This is a genomic window from Hymenobacter elongatus (assembly GCF_004745955.1).
Taxonomy (GTDB): Bacteria; Bacteroidota; Bacteroidia; order Cytophagales; family Hymenobacteraceae; genus Hymenobacter; species Hymenobacter elongatus.
In genome coordinates, this window is sequence record NZ_SRLD01000033.1 from 23,734 (window position 1) to 40,286 (window position 16,553).

At 57.7% G+C, this 16,553-nt stretch carries 14 protein-coding genes; 10 read left to right on the forward strand and 4 right to left on the reverse strand.

Annotated features, from left to right (window positions below; all coding sequences use genetic code 11):
• Positions 1 to 53: 53 nt before the first annotated feature.
• The 4 genes from E5J99_RS15500 to metK all read left to right on the forward strand — a co-directional run bounded on the left by E5J99_RS15500 (position 54) and on the right by metK (position 5,415).
• Positions 54 to 518, forward strand: coding sequence for a GNAT family N-acetyltransferase (locus E5J99_RS15500; RefSeq protein ID WP_135498726.1), 465 nt, complete (start codon positions 54 to 56; stop codon positions 516 to 518).
• Positions 519 to 566: 48 nt separating this feature from the next.
• Positions 567 to 1,217 carry an HD domain-containing protein gene (locus tag E5J99_RS15505; RefSeq protein ID WP_135498727.1) on the forward strand — a complete coding sequence of 217 codons (651 nt, stop codon included), beginning with the start codon at positions 567 to 569 and terminating at the stop codon, positions 1,215 to 1,217.
• A 118-nt stretch (positions 1,218 to 1,335) separates the two neighbouring features.
• On the forward strand, positions 1,336 to 3,825 hold the full coding sequence (locus E5J99_RS15510) for a S9 family peptidase (protein WP_135498728.1): 2,490 nt from the start codon (positions 1,336 to 1,338) through the stop codon (positions 3,823 to 3,825).
• Between the two features lie 327 nt (positions 3,826 to 4,152).
• On the forward strand, positions 4,153 to 5,415 hold the full coding sequence (gene metK, locus E5J99_RS15515) for a methionine adenosyltransferase (RefSeq protein WP_135498729.1): 1,263 nt from the start codon (positions 4,153 to 4,155) through the stop codon (positions 5,413 to 5,415).
• Between the two features lie 136 nt (positions 5,416 to 5,551).
• On the opposite strand, the gene hpf is transcribed toward metK, so the two are convergent.
• From hpf to E5J99_RS15540, 4 genes are all read right to left on the reverse strand, one after another.
• Positions 5,552 to 5,854, reverse strand: coding sequence for a ribosome hibernation-promoting factor, HPF/YfiA family (gene hpf / locus E5J99_RS15520; protein ID WP_135498730.1), 303 nt, complete (start codon positions 5,852 to 5,854; stop codon positions 5,552 to 5,554).
• A gap of 36 nt (positions 5,855 to 5,890) precedes the next feature.
• On the reverse strand, positions 5,891 to 6,778 hold the full coding sequence (locus E5J99_RS15525) for a tyrosine-type recombinase/integrase (protein WP_135498731.1): 888 nt from the start codon (positions 6,776 to 6,778) through the stop codon (positions 5,891 to 5,893).
• Positions 6,779 to 6,914: 136 nt separating this feature from the next.
• Complete coding sequence (gene rpsU, locus E5J99_RS15535) at positions 6,915 to 7,109, reverse strand: 30S ribosomal protein S21 (protein WP_135498732.1); 195 nt, start codon at positions 7,107 to 7,109, stop codon at positions 6,915 to 6,917.
• A 91-nt stretch (positions 7,110 to 7,200) separates the two neighbouring features.
• Positions 7,201 to 8,340 carry an acyl-CoA dehydrogenase family protein gene (locus E5J99_RS15540; RefSeq protein WP_135498733.1) on the reverse strand — a complete coding sequence of 380 codons (1,140 nt, stop codon included), beginning with the start codon at positions 8,338 to 8,340 and terminating at the stop codon, positions 7,201 to 7,203.
• A 233-nt stretch (positions 8,341 to 8,573) separates the two neighbouring features.
• Here E5J99_RS15540 and E5J99_RS15545 point away from each other — a divergent pair, with 233 nt between their 5' ends.
• The 6 genes from E5J99_RS15545 to E5J99_RS15570 all read left to right on the forward strand — a co-directional run bounded on the left by E5J99_RS15545 (position 8,574) and on the right by E5J99_RS15570 (position 16,457).
• Positions 8,574 to 9,554: a polysaccharide biosynthesis/export family protein gene (locus E5J99_RS15545; RefSeq protein WP_135498734.1), complete on the forward strand. Its 981-nt coding sequence runs from the start codon at positions 8,574 to 8,576 to the stop codon at positions 9,552 to 9,554.
• A 65-nt stretch (positions 9,555 to 9,619) separates the two neighbouring features.
• A complete protein-coding gene (locus tag E5J99_RS15550; protein ID WP_135498735.1) occupies positions 9,620 to 12,085 on the forward strand; it encodes a GumC family protein in 2,466 nt (821 codons plus the stop codon).
• 31 nt (positions 12,086 to 12,116) lie between these two features.
• Positions 12,117 to 12,884: a tyrosine-protein phosphatase gene (locus E5J99_RS15555; RefSeq protein WP_135498736.1), complete on the forward strand. Its 768-nt coding sequence runs from the start codon at positions 12,117 to 12,119 to the stop codon at positions 12,882 to 12,884.
• Between the two features lie 54 nt (positions 12,885 to 12,938).
• Positions 12,939 to 13,958, forward strand: coding sequence for an NAD-dependent epimerase/dehydratase family protein (locus E5J99_RS15560; RefSeq protein WP_135498737.1), 1,020 nt, complete (start codon positions 12,939 to 12,941; stop codon positions 13,956 to 13,958).
• Positions 13,959 to 14,047: 89 nt separating this feature from the next.
• Complete coding sequence (locus E5J99_RS15565; RefSeq protein WP_135498738.1) at positions 14,048 to 15,445, forward strand: tetratricopeptide repeat protein; 1,398 nt, start codon at positions 14,048 to 14,050, stop codon at positions 15,443 to 15,445.
• 181 nt (positions 15,446 to 15,626) lie between these two features.
• Positions 15,627 to 16,457 carry a phosphosulfolactate synthase gene (locus E5J99_RS15570; RefSeq protein WP_135498754.1) on the forward strand — a complete coding sequence of 277 codons (831 nt, stop codon included), beginning with the start codon at positions 15,627 to 15,629 and terminating at the stop codon, positions 16,455 to 16,457.
• Positions 16,458 to 16,553 lie beyond the last annotated feature (96 nt).

The following is a 16,553-nucleotide window of genomic DNA, read 5'->3' on the forward strand; positions in this document are numbered from 1 at the left end:
TTTGCAGAAAGTCCTGAGCGGCTACGAACCCGGCTTTTTAATCAGCGTTTCCCATGCCTTTTACCGAGTACCACCACCCGCATCAGTACCGTATCAGCACCGACCCAACCCAGCTCGACGTAACGGCCATTCACCGGTATTTGGCCGAGGATTCGTACTGGGCCGCCAATATTCCACGCGCCACCGTGGAGCGAGCCATTCAGCATTCCCTCAACTTCGGCCTGTATGCGCCCGATGGCCGCCTGGCCGGCTTTGCCCGCGTCATCACCGACTATGCGTCGTTCGCTTGGCTGTGCGACGTATTCGTGCTGCCCGAATTTCGGGGTCAGGGCCTCTCGAAGTGGTTGATGACGTGCCTATGGGCCCACCCGGAGCTGCAGGGCCTGCGCCGCAAAATGCTTGCTACCCTGGACGCGCACGGGCTGTACACGCAGTTTGGCTTCGTACCGCTGGCGGCCCCCGAGCGTTTCCTGGAGCTGCGCACGGCCAACCCCTATGGTGCACCCACTGCCAACTAGGGCCGCCGCCCGGAAATCCATTCGCTACGCAGCCGAGTACATAGCCACATGATGCCTACCACTTTGGCCGCCCGCTGGCAGCAGCTCACCGCCACGCTCGGCATATCAGATGCCTTGCGCGAAGCCACTTTCCGGCAGCTGACGGCGGCCTACGAAGGCTCCGGCCGGCATTATCATACCCTGACGCATATTCGGGCGCTGCTCGAAACGCAGGAGCGGCACAAGGAGCTGATCCGCGAACCGGCGGTGGTGCAGCTGGCCATCTGGTTTCACGACGTGGTGTACAGTCCCCGGCGCACCGATAACGAGGCGCGCAGTGCCGTGCTGGCTCAGGACTTTATGTTCCAAACCAATCTGACAGCCGAGCAGCGCGCCCGCGTGGCCTTCCTCATTGAGCGCACCAAAGACCACACCCAGCCGCAGCTAGCCGCCGATACCGACCTGCATTTTTTCCTCGATGCTGACCTGCAGATTCTGGGCGCACCCGAAGCCGACTACTGGCAGTATGCCCGGCAGGTGCGGCAGGAATACCGCCTGGTACCGGATATGCTCTACCGCCGAGGGCGTCGGCAGGTGCTTGAAAAGCTGCTGCTAGCGCCCATTCTCTACCAGACCACCCTGTTTCGGCAGCTGCTGGATACGGCGGCGCGGCGCAATCTGCGCACGGAGTTGCGGCAGTGGGAGAAAGGAAGCTTGTAAGCATCAGCTGCTGAGCCAGCAGCGCGAATGTGCCTGATTGCAACGTGCGTTGGGGCGGTGGTGTCCTTGGCCCAGGCTTGCGTATGTTGCAGGCTCTTCCCGCTTTTCTCTGCTGCCAATGCGTTCTACCAATACGATCCTTCTGCCGCTGCTGGCGGGGCTGCTGCCCACGGCGGCGACTTTCGCCCAAACCCGGCCCGCAGCCGCCTCATCGGCCACGCCGCTCACCACCCTGACGGTCGATAAAATAATGCGCGACCCGGCCCAGTGGATCGGCAGCTCGCCATCCAATATTGGCTGGAGCGAAGACAGCAAGCGCATTTATTTCAGCTGGAACCCCGAGAAGGCCCGCCGCGACTCGCTCTACTCCACCACGCCCGACGGCCGCGCCATCCGCAAAGTCAGCCTGGCCGACCAGCGCGCCCTGCCCTCCACCGCTGGCGAATACGACCAGAAATACACCCGTAAGGTGTATGAGAAAGAGGGCGACATTTTTCTGCTGGATCTAACATCCAACAAGACGCGCCGCGTAACGCGTACTGCCGAGCGGGAAACCGACCCGGGCTTTGCGTTGCAGGGCAAGCTCATCAGCTACACCCGCGCGGGAAACCTCTACACCTGGGACCCCGCCACCGGGGAAACCACCCAGCGCACCGACTTCCGGCGCGGCAGCAAGCCCGCCAGCGGCCCATCCACCGATAAGGCTGAGAAGTTTCTGCGGGCCCAGCAGCTGGCGCTGTTCGATGTAGTTCGGCAGCGCGACCAGGACCAGAAAGCCCGGCAGCGCCTGCAGAAGGCCGTAGCCCGGCTAAGCCCGAAGGCCATTTACCTGGGCCAGCAAACAGTAGAAAACCTGCAGCTCAGCCCCGACGGCCGCTTCGTAACCTACCGCCTGGCGCAGGAGCCGACCGGCGAGAAAGTAGCGCTGGTGCCCAATTTTGTTACAGCTTCGGGCTTCACCGAAGACATATCGACTCGTACCAAAGTAGGAGCCCCCCAAACGGCGTATGAGCTGGGTATCTACGACATCGGCCGCGACACGACCTTCGTGCTGGGCTATAAGGAGCTCAAAGGCCTGGATGAGCTGCCCGCTTACCGCAAGGAATACGCCTTGCCCGCCAAGGCACCCATGCCCGCCGACTCGGCCAAAAATACCGCTGCCGCCAAGAAGCCAAAGCCCGCCACCGAAGTGCGCCGGGTGGCATCCTACGGCCCGTTCTGGTCCGAGAACGGGCAGCGCGCCTTCCTTGTCATCCGCTCCGCCGACAATAAGGACCGCTGGATTGTGAGCCTGGATCCGAGCACGCAGAAAATCAGCTTGCTCGACCGGCAGCGCGACGAATCCTGGATCAACGGGCCCGGTATCGGGTACGGGCCGGGCAACGTGGGGTGGCTACCCGACAACAAGCGCGTGTGGTTTCAGAGCGAAGAAACGGGCTACTCGCACCTCTACACCGTCGACGTGACCAGCGGCCAGAAGCAGGCCCTGACCAGCGGTCCTTTTGAAGTGCAGAAAGCGCAGCTGAGCCGCGACAAAAAGCGCTGGTACATCACGGCTAATAAAACGCACCCCGGCGAGCAGCATTTCTACCGCCTGCCCCTGGAAGGCGGTAGCCTCACCCAGATTACGACCATGCCCGGCGCCAGTGAAGTCACGTTGTCGCCGGATGAGAAAACTCTGGCCGTGCGCTACAGCTACACCAACCAGCCGTGGGAACTGTATGTAATGGACAACAAGCCCGGGGCCAAAGCCCGGCAGATTACGAACTCCCTGACCGAGGAATTTAAAAGCTACCCCTGGCGCGACCCCGAAATCGTGACTATCAAAGCCCGCGACGGGGCCGATGTCTATGCGCGTCTGTATCGGCCTGCCAAAGCTGAAGCCCAGGGGCCGGCGGTTATTTTCGTGCACGGAGCCGGCTATCTGCAAAACGCGCATAAGTGGTGGAGCACCTACTTCCGCGAGTATATGTTTCACAATCTGCTGGTCGATAAAGGCTACACGGTACTCGATATCGACTACCGCGGCTCGGCCGGCTACGGCCAGGCCGTGCGCACGGGCATCTACCGCTACATGGGTGGCAAAGACCTCACCGACCAAGTAGACGGCGCGAAGCTGCTGGCCGAGAAGTACGGCGTCAGTCCCCAGCGAATCGGTATTTATGGCGGTTCCTACGGCGGCTTCATTACCCTGATGGCTATGTTCACCCAGCCCGACGTGTTCAAGGCTGGGGCCGCGCTGCGCTCCGTCACCGACTGGGCGCACTACAACCACGGCTACACCGACAACATTCTCAACGAGCCTTATAACGACAGCATCGCCTACGCCCGCTCGTCGCCCATCTACTACGCCGACGGCCTGAAAGGAGCCCTGCTGATGTGCCACGGCATGGTCGATACCAACGTGCATTTTCAGGATATCGTGCGCCTCAGCCAGCGCCTGATTGAGCTGCACAAGGAAAACTGGGAGCTGGCCGTGTTTCCCGTCGAAGACCATGGCTTCGTGGAGCCTAGCTCCTGGACCGATGAGTACAAGCGCATCCTGAAGCTGTTCGAAACCAACTTGCGGCCCGGCGCGCCGGCTGCCGGTAGCAGTGGCGGCAACTAGAAAAGCTACTGTAGTCAACAGCCCGATTACGCGAGTAACCGGGCTGTTTCGTAGAAACGAAGCGCGACACAGTAGCGCCTGATAGCCACGTTACAGGTTGCGACAAATGGCCGGGGAAAACCAGGGCGTAGGGGAAAGTGTCTTTCCCGTCGCAAACCTTAAGCCACGCTAAGCGCTGCGTAGCGTATACCGCTCGTTTTTCGTCGCATTGCCCTTTGATATTCACAACGCCTTGCTTCGTCTTTTTCCGTTAGCTTTGCGGCCCGTTGCTTGACTGTAGTGGGCCACAAGCTTTGTTTTTCGACCCTGTCGCTAGATTGAACCCTGATGCCGTATCTATTTACCTCCGAATCTGTTTCGGAAGGCCACCCCGATAAAGTAGCCGACCAGATTTCCGACGCCATTCTCGACGAGTATCTGCGGCAGGACCCGGCTTCCAAAGTAGCCTGCGAAACGCTCGTCACCACCGACTTTGCCCTCGTGGCGGGCGAAATTAAGTCGACGGCGCACGTCGATGCCGAGCCTATTATCCGGGCCGTCATCAGCCGCATCGGCTATAATAAGCCGGAATATCTCTTCAACGCCGACACCTGCGAGGTGATGAACCGCCTGCACGAGCAGTCGCCCGACATCAACCAAGGGGTGGAGCGCGCCAGCGACGAGGAGCAGGGGGCCGGCGACCAAGGCATGATGTTCGGCTACGCGACCCGCGAAACGGCCAACTACATGCCATTGGCGCTGGATCTGTCCCACCGCCTGCTCGAAGAGCTGGCCAAAATCCGCAAGACGGGTCAGGAAATGACTTACCTGCGCCCCGACGCGAAAAGCCAGGTCACGATTCGCTACGCCGACGACAACACCCCCGAGGCTATCGATACCATTGTGGTCAGCACCCAGCACGACGACTTCGACGCCTCGGAGGATACCATGCTGGCCCGCATTTCCGACGACATTCGCCACATCCTGATTCCGCGCGTGAAGGCTGGCCTCGATGCCGAAACCCAGCTGCTCTTCACCGACCAGATTACTTATCACATCAACCCCACGGGGAAGTTCGTTATCGGTGGCCCCCACGGCGACTCCGGCCTGACGGGTCGTAAGATCATCGTGGATACCTACGGTGGCAAAGGAGCCCACGGCGGCGGTGCTTTCTCCGGCAAGGATTCGTCGAAAGTAGACCGCTCGGCGGCCTACGCCACGCGGCACATTGCCAAAAACCTGGTAGCGGCCGGCGTTGCCGATCAGGCCCTGGTGCAGGTTGCCTACGCCATTGGCGTGGCCGAGCCGGTAGGCCTCTACGTGACTACCTATGGCACCACCAAAGCCAAAGGTGCCAACGGCCAACTGCTCACCGACGGCGAAATCGGCGATAAGGTCAACAAGCTGTTCGATATGCGTCCCTACGCTATTATTCAGCGCTTTGGCCTGCGCAATCCTATCTTCGCCGAATCGGCTGCTTATGGTCACATGGGTCGTCCATCGGGTACCAAGGAAGTGACGATGGGCTCCGGCGAAACCAAGATTTTCGAAACCTTTACCTGGGAAAAGCTCGACTACGTTGATAAAATCAAAGCTGAGTTCAGCCTGTAGCTTACGGGTCGCTTAAGATTCCCGCAAGTATACCCCCCAATGAGAAGCCCCGCCGGATGCATCCGGCGGGGCTTCTCATTGGGGGGTATACTTGCGTTCAGAGTAAGTGGCAACTGCCACACGGCAGCGCTTAGCGTTACAAGTGACTCGTGACTTTCTCTTTGTGCTTCGTAATCTGACGGCGCAGGTTGTCAGAAGCCGCATCGGCCGCCGCTTCAAACGAGGCGGCGTCTTCCTGGCTGAAAAGGGTGGTACCCGGAATATGAAGCTTGATTTCGACGGTCTTGTTGTCGATTCCGTCTTTGTTGTTGAGTTTCATGATTACCTCGCCTTCCGTGACGCGGTCATAGAAGGTTTCGAGCTTGTCGAGGCGCTTCTGGATGAAATCGAGCAATTTTTGGTCGGCGTCGAAGTGCACCGAATGCATCTTTACTTTCATCGGTCGTAGGGTTTTGGGTAGAAAGAATGGAAACAACTAGGCCTTCGGATGGGCCTTCTCAAATACTGACTTGAGCTTATCGATCGATAAGTGCGTGTACACCTGGGTAGCGGCAAGATTAGCATGCCCCAGCAGTTCCTTAATAGCATTCAGATCAGCGCCCTTGCTGAGCAGATGCGTGGCAAAGGAGTGCCGCAGCACGTGCGGGTGCTGCTGGGAGGAAGCTGTCGTTATCTGGCCTAAATAATGCTTCACGGTACGATACACAAGCTTTTCGTAAAGGGGCTCTAGCTTATCCGTAACGAACAGGGGCCCGCGGGCGTTGTCTGAAGCGCCAAATTCAACCTGTTTCTGCGCTATATAGCGTTCTAGCACTAGAAGCAATGTTGGGTTCAAGGGCACGAGGCGCTGCTTGTTGCCTTTGCCAGTTACGCGCACGGTTTTGCCGCTCAGGCTTAGGTCTTCGTGCTTGATGCCTATCAGCTCGGAGAGCCGGATGCCGGTGCCATAGAGCATCTCCAGAATCAGCTGGTCGCGGGAGCCGACGAAAGTGGGGGCAAACGCGAAGGAGTTCAGCAAGCCGTTGAGCGAGTCTTCGGGTACGAAGTCGGGCAGCTTCTTGGCTACCTTCGGCGACTTGATGCGCAGCATCGGATTTTTGGTAACGACTCCAGTGCGCAAAAGAAATTTGTAGTAGGAGCGCAGGCAGGCAATTTTCCGGTTCACGGTGCGTGGGTCCATTTGCTGCTGCATCAGGGCCACCACCCACGAGCGGATCAGGGTGTGGTCAGCCTCGGCGGGTTCTGCTAGCTCAAACTCCGCTTTAAGGTAGGCGCTAAATTGCCGCAAATCAGTTTGGTACGACAGCACCGTGTGCGGACTATACCGTCGTTCGAACCGCAGATAATCAAAAAATAATTCCATACGCTGGCTGTCCTGCCGCTGGGGCCGGATACCCAATGTATGGAATTAAATCGGAAAGTACGAACGCGAAAAAACCGCCTGATTCGCTTGGAAAAGCAAATCAGGCGGTTTTTTCTACGAAGCAGCAAGCTGCGCCCTAGTAGTTATCGGTAGCGTACATCGTCTGCTTATACACCGCCTTTTCCTTCTGCTTACGCTTGGTAATAGAAGGCTTCTGGAAGAACGTGCGACGACGCAGCTCTTTCAGAACGCCGGTGCGCTCGAACTTCTTCTTAAAACGCTTCAAGGCACGGTCAACAGACTCGTTATCCTTAATCTGGACGATGATCATATGCTCAGTTGGAATGAAAAACTTTCTTCTTTAGGGGTTGCAAAGGTAACAGGCTCTTTCTTACTACGCAAGCCCTAATGAAGTTGCTTACTTACTTCAGTAACGTGCGGGCAATTACGAGCTTCTGAATCTCGGAAGTGCCTTCGCCGATGGTGCAGAGCTTGGAGTCGCGGTAATACTTTTCGGCCGGGTAGTCTTTGGTGTAGCCGTAGCCGCCAAAGATTTGCACGCCTTCGTTAGCGCAGCGCACGCACACTTCGGACGCGTACAGCTTGGCCATTGCCGATTCCTGGTTCACGTTCAGGCCCCGGTCTTTCATGTCGGCGGCGCGGTAGGTGAGCAGGGAAGCCGCTTCGATTTCGGTAGCCATATCGGCCAGTTTGAAGGAGATGCCCTGGAAGCTGGAAATCGGCTTGTTGAACTGATGCCGCTCCTGCGAGTACTGCAGCGCCGCTTCGAACGCACCCTGCGCGATGCCCAACGACAGCGCGGCAATAGAAATCCGGCCGCCGTCCAGCACCTTCATCGACTGGATAAAGCCTTCGCCCACCTTGCCCAGAATGTTGGCTTTCGGCACGCGGCAGTCGGTGAAGATCAGCTCCGTGGTTTCGGAGGCGCGCATGCCCAGCTTGTCGGCTTTCAGGCCGTGGGTGAAGCCTTCGGTGGGCTTTTCAATCACGAAGGCCGTCATACCATGCGAGTCGCCGACTTCGCCGGTGCGGGCGATAACAACGGCGATGTTGCCACTCTTACCGTGGGTAATAAAGTTCTTGGCGCCGTTCAGGATGTAGTCGTCACCATCTTCGATGGCCACCGTGCGCATATTGCCGGCATCCGAGCCCGTGTTGGGCTCCGTCAGACCCCAGGCTCCGATCCACTCGGCGGAGGCCAGCTTGGGCAGCCACTTATGTTTTTGCTCCTCGGAGCCAAACTGCAGGATGTGACCGGTGCAGAGCGAGTTGTGAGCCGCCATGCTCAAGCCGATGCTGCCGTCAATCTTGGCCAACTCGGCAATGGCCGTCACGTATTCGACGTAGCCAAATCCCGAACCGCCATATTCCTGTGGTACCAATACGCCCATCAGGCCCAACTCGCCCAGCTTTTTGAAGATTTCCACCGGGAACTCCTGGCTTTCATCCCACTTCATCATATCGGGTTTGATGTGGGTCGCGCCGAAGTCGCGCACCATCTGGGCAATCATTGTTTGATTTTCGGTGGCTACAAGTTCCATGAAAAAAGTGGTTGGGTGGGGGTACGTAGGTATAACTGGCTAAGGCCGGTTTTGGGTTTGCGAAAGTACGATTTTCGTCGCACAGAAGCCAGCGTCGGAATAACTGCCAAGCCCCGGATTTTGAAAGGGCGTGCCAATTCGGTTACTTTGAAGGTTTTTTAGGGGAAAATGCACCTGTTTACGCAGGGCGTTTCCATTGTACTCGAACCAGATCTTCGGCTTTATCAGCCTGCATGCAACAAACCGCTTTTCACCGTCTCCTGCGCCTCTGGCTGCTGTGCGTGCCATTGGCCGTACTATTCTCTGCCTGCACCACCTCCAAGTATTACCGGCAGAACATCATGTTCCGAACCCCAACCGGGGAAGGCGTGGATACTATGAAGCTGCGCAGTGTGGTAGGCCGCGCGACCCGCAACTATGTTATTCAGCCCAACGACTACCTGGAGGTGCGTGTATACACCAACAAAGGGGAGCGAATTCTGGACCCCAATGGTGAGCTGCAGTTTGGTGCTCCGGGCGGCAGCACCGGCGCTGGGGTTGGTGCTGCGAGTGGTGGCACCAGCGGCCGAGTCGGCCAAACGAGTGCTGGCGGCCGCAACAGCGGCGCAGTGGGCCGGCCCGGCCAAGGTGGCGGGCAGGCAGCAGGCGGCAGCGAGTTTCTGGTGCAAGCCACCGGATTTGTGAACCTGCCGATGGTAAATATGGTGAAGATGAGCGGCCTGACACTGCTCGAAGCCGATAGCACCCTGAAAATTAAGTACGACGTCTTTTATAAGGACTCCTACGTTGCCACACGGGTCACCAACAGCCGCATTGTGGTGCTGGGCGCTGCCGGTGGGCAGGTCATCCCGATGTTTAACGATAATATGAATCTGCTGGAAGTGCTGGCCTCGGCCGGTGGTCTGGAAGGCGGTGGCAGCTTTGGCGGTGGCGGCGGTGGCGGCGGCGGCGGTGGCCGGGGGCGTGCGTACAACATTCGCCTTATTCGGGGCGACCTGCGTAATCCGCAAGTACAGATAATTGATTTGTCCACCATTGAGGGCATGCGCCGGGCCAATCTACAGGTAGAGCCTAACGATGTGGTCTACATCGAGCCCGTGCGCCGTCCTTTCTTTGAGGCACTTTCTGATGCCGGATCCGTGTTTGGCCTGATTGGAGGCCTAGCAGGTATTCTGACCACCTACATCCTGGTGAAAGATCTTGTTGCTAAGTAGCCCACCCAGATCCGTATTGGAGGATTTGAGCCCGGAAGGCTCCACGACTAACTTGTAACGACGGAATGGCAGTAAACGAAAACGCGGAGCTGGAAGAGCTTATTCGCAATGCCGGTGGCACCGAGACCAACGCGGCCGAAGATGAAGGAGACGGGATAGACATTACCACCCTGCTGCTGGTGGCCCGTCGCAGCTTGCTCTGGATCGTGCTGCTCATCGCGCTGGGCCTTTCTGCTTCCTGGCTGCTTTTGCGCTACACCAAGCCGGTGTACAAGTCTTCGTCGCTGCTGAAGATTGATGAAAAAACTGAGGCTGGTGCCTTGGGCCTCGATGGTCCGCTGGGGCAGGCTGTGGGTGCCAGCAGCCTCAACAAGCTCTCGGGCGAAGTGGAGCTGATTAAGTCCAATATCATTTATGAGCGGCTCAAGGATTCGCTGGAGCTGGACGTAAATTACTATGTGGAAGGCACCGTGCTCGAAAATGAGCTGTATGGCGTGTCGCCTTTCAATGTAGAGTACAAGATTAAAGATCCTTCATTCTACAACACCAAGTTCAGCCTCACTTTCACCGGACCCCAGCAATTCCGGTTATCCTATCTCTATCAGGGCCAGGAAAGGACGGCTGATCATGCCCTGGGCCAGCCAGTACTCGTGCCGGGCATGGAACTGCTGCTGACCGCTACGCCGCTGCTGACGGATGAATCGCGGGAGAAAAACTACCATTTCGTTATCAACGACGAGGGCGCGGTTAACAACTACCTCAACACCAACCTGAGTGTGGACATTGTCAATCCGGATGCGAATACCATTCAGATTGGCTTCACAGACTTTAACCCCGCTAAAGCCCGGGCCATCGTCAATAAGATTGACACGGTATACCTGCAGGAAAAGCTGGCCAAAAAGCAGGAAGCTACGGCCCAAACGCTGCAATTCCTGGATAAAACCCTGACTGAGAATCAGCAGCAGCTACAAGGTGCGGAAGAGAATCTGCAGGCTTTCGTGCGCGAGAACAAAACCTACGATGTTAAATCGGAGCTGGCATTAATTACCGGGAAGCTGGCCAAGCAGGAAGAAGAGCGCCTGAAAATGGTGGAGAAAGCCCGGTTGCTGGGCGAAATTACCCGATTAGTAGAGGAGGACCGGCTCACCCAAAGCGAGGATGCTACTCTGGAGCAAAGCATTCCTGGTATTGCTGCCTTCGAAGACGGTCAGCTCACGGGCCAGCTTGCCGAGCTGAACAACCTGCAATGGAACCTGCGCCGGCTGCTGCGCTCCTATAATGAAACGACGGAGGCCGTAAAGCAGCAGCAAGCGGCGCTGGCCTACGTGAAAAATAACATTCGGCGCTTGCTGCAGCAAAACCGCCGCCTGCTGCAAGAGCAGATTGCCACCATGAACCGGCAGCGCGACCAGTTTGCGGCCGAGCTGCAGACGCTGCCGCAGAAGGAAACGGAGCTGGCCCGATTGAAGCGCCCCTTTGAGCTCTACGAGAAGTCGTATCTGATGCTGATGGACAAAAAGGTCGAGTTCAGCATTGCCAAAGCCGGTACTACTCCCGACTTTCAGATTTTGTCGCCGGCCAGCATGCCGAGCGCACCTATTTCGCCGGTCCGGACGATGATTTATGCCATCGGGCTGGCGAGCGGTATCGTGCTGGGCCTGGCCCTGGTGGCCGCGCGTTATTTCATGCACAACACGGTCACCAACGTGCGGGAGCTGGAACGCTCCACCTCGGCGTCGGTGCTGGGCGTGATTCCGACCTACGACAAGGAGAAGATGACCGTGTCGAAGCTGGTGGTGGACAAGAACCCAAAATCGGCCATTTCGGAGTCTATCCGCTCGATTCGAACGAACCTGGACTTCATCAGCTCGGCCAAGAAGAAGCGGCTTATCTCGGTTACTTCTACTATTTCCGGCGAAGGCAAAACCTTTGTTACCGTCAATCTGGGCGGCATCATTGCCTTATCGGAGCAGCGGGTGGTTATTCTGGACCTCGACATGCGCAAGCCGAAGGTGAACCTGGCCTTCGGAGCCGAAAACGTGCGCGGTGTCAGTACCATTCTCATCGAGAAACACACGGTGCTGGAGTGCGTGCAGCATACCAGCATCCCGACGCTGGACTTCATCTCGGCCGGGCCGACACCGCCAAATCCGTCGGAGCTTATTCTGAGCGCCAAGTTTGACGAAATGCTGGAAGAGCTTTACCAGCACTACGACGTGATTCTGATTGACACGCCGCCAGTGGGCCTTGTTACGGATGGCATCCTGATTATGCGCAAAGCCGATATTCCGATTTACATCGTGCGGGCCAACTATTCGAAGAAGACCTTCCTCAAGAATATCAACAAGCTGATCCGGGCCAACAACTTTACCCGCCTCTGCGCCATCCTGAACGACTCGACAGCCAGCGGTATGTACGGGTATGGCTACGGCTACGGGTATGGCTACGGGTATGGCTACGGCCAGGGCTACTACGAGGAAACCCGTCCTGTAACCAGCATGTTCTCCCGCCTGCGTAAGCGTTTCTCCTAGTCGGTGCTTACCACTGCTTACTACTCTCGGCATGGCCTCATTTTTTCAGAAGCTTTTCAGCAGCTCCTCGGCGTCGGTAGCGTCTAGGGCGGCTCTGGCCGAGTTGGAAGTAGATATGCACTCCCACCTGCTGCCGGGCATCGATGACGGTGCCGAAACGGTGGAGCAGTCGGTGGAACTGCTGCGGGCCCTGCGCGACCTAGGCTACCGCAAGCTCATTATGACGCCTCACATTATGGGCGACTTCTACAAAAATACGCCTACTGGTGTGCGGGCGGCGTTGCAAGAGCTGCAAAACGCCGCCGCCGCCGCTGGGATTACGGATGTAGCGCTGGAGTGCGCGGCCGAGTATTATCTGGATGAGTGGTTTCAGCCCAAGCTCGATAGTGGGGAGCCCCTGTTGAGCTTCGGGGGCGACAAAAAGTACCTGCTTTTTGAAACCTCTTATATCAATGAGCCTTTCAACTTTGCCGAAACCGTTTTCAATCTGAAGTCGGCAGGCTACCAGCCAGTGCTGGCCCACCCCGAGCGCTACACCTATTTCTACGGCCGTTTTGCGGACCTGGAAAAAGTGCGGGCCAGCGGGGTGCTGTTGCAGATAAATCTCAACTCGTTGGCCGGCTATTATTCGTCGGGGGCCAAGCGCGTGGCCGAAAAGCTGATTGATGCGGGCATGGTCGATTTGCTGGGCACCGATGCTCACAACCTGAAGCATACCGACACGCTGCTGCACAAAGTGGTGCCGACTTCTTACCTGAAAAAAGCGCTGGCGCTGCCGCTGCTCAACAAGTTTCTGTAGCCGAGGTGCCGAAGTACGCTCAGGAAGGCACAGGTCTACATTTATTCTGGAACAATGGTCTTCGTTACCGGTGGCAGCGGCCTGATTGGTAGTTTTCTGATATCTGCTTTGGTGGCGCGTGGGCACACCGTGCGGGCGCTCTATCGGGGCCAGATTCCGGCCACTACCGTTGCCATGCAGGTCGAGTGGGTGGAAGGCGATATACTCGATGGCCTGCTTATCCGGCAGGCGTTGGATGGCGTGACCCACGTTTTTCATTGCGCCGGCTTGGTTTCCTACGCTCCCCAGGATGAGGATGCCTTGCAGCAGATCAACGTGGAGGGTACGGCCAACCTGGTCGATGCCTGCCTCGACCGGCCGGGTATTCGGCTATGCCACGTATCGTCGGTGGCCGCGCTGGGCGGGGGAAGCTCGACTCCGGAGCACGCGCCGCAGCAGCCCCAGGTGCTTACCGAAGACGCTAAGTGGGATTTGGGGGCCTCACACGGCGCCTATGCCACCTCTAAATACCTGGGAGAGTTGGAGGTGTGGCGGGGCGTATCGGAAGGCTTGTCGGCGGTGATGGTGAATCCGTCGGTGGTGCTGGGGCCGGCCGACTGGGAGCGGAGCAGTACGCGGCTATTTCGGTACGCCTTCGACGAGCATGCGTTTTATACTCCGGGGAATATTAATTTTGTGGATGTGCGCGACGTGGTGGAAGCCATGCTGCGGCTGCTGTTTGATACTGCCATTTCGGGCCAGCGGTTTGTGCTGAGTGCGGGAGCCGTGCCCTTGCACGACTTTTTGGCGCAGGCAGCAGCCTGTTTCCACAAGAAGGCCCCGCGCGTGGCGGTGCCCGATTGGGCGGCGGAGGTGATTTGGCGCGCTGAGCACCTGCGCTCCTTATTGACCGGAGCCCGCCCGCTGATTACGAAAGATACGGCGCGAGCGGGCCGCAAATCGGTGCTATACCAGAGCAAAAGCCTCCAGCAGGTTACCGGACTGGTCTTTCGGCCCTTGGCCGATTCGATTCAGTGGTGCTGCCAGGGGCTGAATAAGAACTCCGTTGGCTCCGGTGTGGTTGTTGTATATTAGGCTGATGAGCTGCGGTAGCTTGGCAACCTGAAAAAATAGTCGTGAAGTCTGCCGTTTTGGCTTTTCGCGTAGCTTGTAGTAGAATGAGAATGAACGAGAATTTCGAGGACCAGGAGCAAGTGCTGGACACCGTACGCCGTTTTGAGCGGATGGTGGCGAACAACGAGCCCGTATTTTTTGACCTGGCCGATTTTGAAAATATTATCGACCACTATACTTCCAACACGCAGTACGATAAGGCTTTGCAGGCGTGCGAAGCAGCCATTGCGCAATATCCTTTTTCCACGGAATTGCTCATCGACCGGGCGCAGGTACTGGCCATGAAAGGCGAGTACACCACGGCTGCCCAACAGATTGAGGAAGTAGCCCAACTCGACCCCGCCAACCCCGATGTGGCCGTTACGCGCGGTATTATTGCCACCCAGAAAGGCGACTTTGCCCAAGCCGTCGACTTTTTTCGGGATGCGGCCGAGCGGGCTCCGGAGCGGGATGATATCTACTTCAACTTGGGTCTGGCCTACCAGAGCTGGCAGAAATTCAAGAGTGCCGCCAAGTACTACAAGATGAGTCTGCGTTTGAACCTGGACAATGATATTGCCGTGCAGGAGCTCTTGTATTGCCTGGAAATATCGGAGCGCCTGGAAAAGAACCTGGAGTTTTTCCGCCGCTTCACCGACGAAGATCCGTACTCGGCTATTGCCTGGTACAACCTGGGGCAGGCCTACTTTCGGGCCGGCAACTTTGACGAAGCCGTGGCGGCGTTTGAGTACGCCATCCTTATCGATGCCAAGTTCTACGACGCTCACGGTTTCCTGGCTAGCACCTATGTGGGGCAGGAAAAATACCAGCCGGCCATCGACGAGTTCCTGCTCAGCTACGAGGACGACCAGCCCACGCCCGAAGCCTTGTGCAACATCGGGGAGTGCTACGAAAAGCTGGGCGAGTGGGACCAGGCCCGCAAAAACTACCAGCGCGCCATCGACCTCGACCAGACGATGGATGAGGCGTGGTTCGGCATTGGCATCGTGCTCAATGCCCAGGAGCGCTGGTTTGAAGCCATTCATTTCTTCCGCAAAGCGGTGGCTTTGTACGAAGACAGCGTGGAGTACTGGCTGGCCCTGGCGGCGGCCGAATACCAGATAGGAGCCGTCGTCAGCGCCATCGAGTGCTACGACAAGGCGACGCAGGTGGGCCCCGATAACAAGGACGCCTGGCTGAACTGGAGCATCATTCTCTACGAGCAGGGCAATTTCGACGGTGCCATCGACCTGATGCGCAATGCCGTGGAAATTCAGCCCGGCGAGGCGGAGCTGCATTACCGGCTCTGCGCCTATCTGCTGGCGGCGGGCCGCTACCGGGAGGCGTACGAGAATCTGGAAAACGCCCTGGTGCTGGATTTTGACAAGCACCGGCTCCTGTTCGAGTATTTTCCCGAGCTGGAATCGCAGCGCGCTCTGGCCCGCCTGATTGACCAATACCGGAAATAGCAGCTGCTAGGGGAAGAATACGGGGTCTTGGAAGGTGGTTGAGTTGCCACTATCCAGGACCCTTTTCCTGTGCCGCACCTTACAAAATTCGGGCGTACTTTTGCCGTATTGCCCGCTACGGCGGCGGGCGCTCCGGCGCTCCGACAAGCGCTTCAACATCCAAGAATCCACGACTCTGACCATGAACTACACGCTCAACAACCTCCCCGAACGCACCGCCAAACCCCGCGAACAAGGCTATACCATGGTCATGGATAAGGGCTTGAGCGTGCGCGAAGTCGAAGATTTCCTGGAAGTAGGCGCTCCGTATACCGACATTGTGAAGCTGGGCTGGGCTACCTCATTCGTAACGCCCAATCTGAAGCGCAAGCTGGCTGTGTACAAAGAGGCGGGAATACCGGTGTATTTTGGCGGAACCCTGTTTGAGGCGTTTATTATCCGCAATCAGTTCGACGACTACCGCCGCCTGCTGGAAGAGTACGGCATGGACTACGCGGAAGTCTCCGACGGCTCCATTGACCTCAACCACGACCGGAAGCTCGACTATATTCGCACGCTGTCCCAGCATGTAAACGTGCTGTCGGAAGTAGGCTCGAAGGACGCGGAGAAGATTATTCCGCCCTACAAGTGGATTTCGCAGATGAAGACGGAGCTGGAAGCCGGAGCCATAAAGGTCATCGGGGAGGCCCGGGAAGCGGGCAACGTGGGCCTGTTCCGCAGCACCGGGGAAGTACGCTCGGGCCTGGTAGAAGAGATTCTGACGCAGGTGCCGGTAGAGAAAATTCTGTGGGAAGCCCCGCAGAAGTCGCAGCAGGTGTGGTTCATTAAAATGATGGGCGCTAACGTGAACCTGGGCAACATCGCGCCCAATGAAATCGTGAGCCTCGAAACCATTCGCCTGGGCCTGCGCGGCGACACCTTCACCCAGTTCCTCGACATGGATGCCGTGGATGAGATGTTCAAGCCCGAAGCCAAAACCGGCAAGCCCGGCACGTCCATGCCGCGCGGCTAGTGGGCCTGAATACGACGTGTTCTTTGGCCGGGGCCTAGGTACGGGCTGCTGCCGCAACTTCGAGTTGCGGCAGCAGCCCGTACTGCTTAGTAGCGG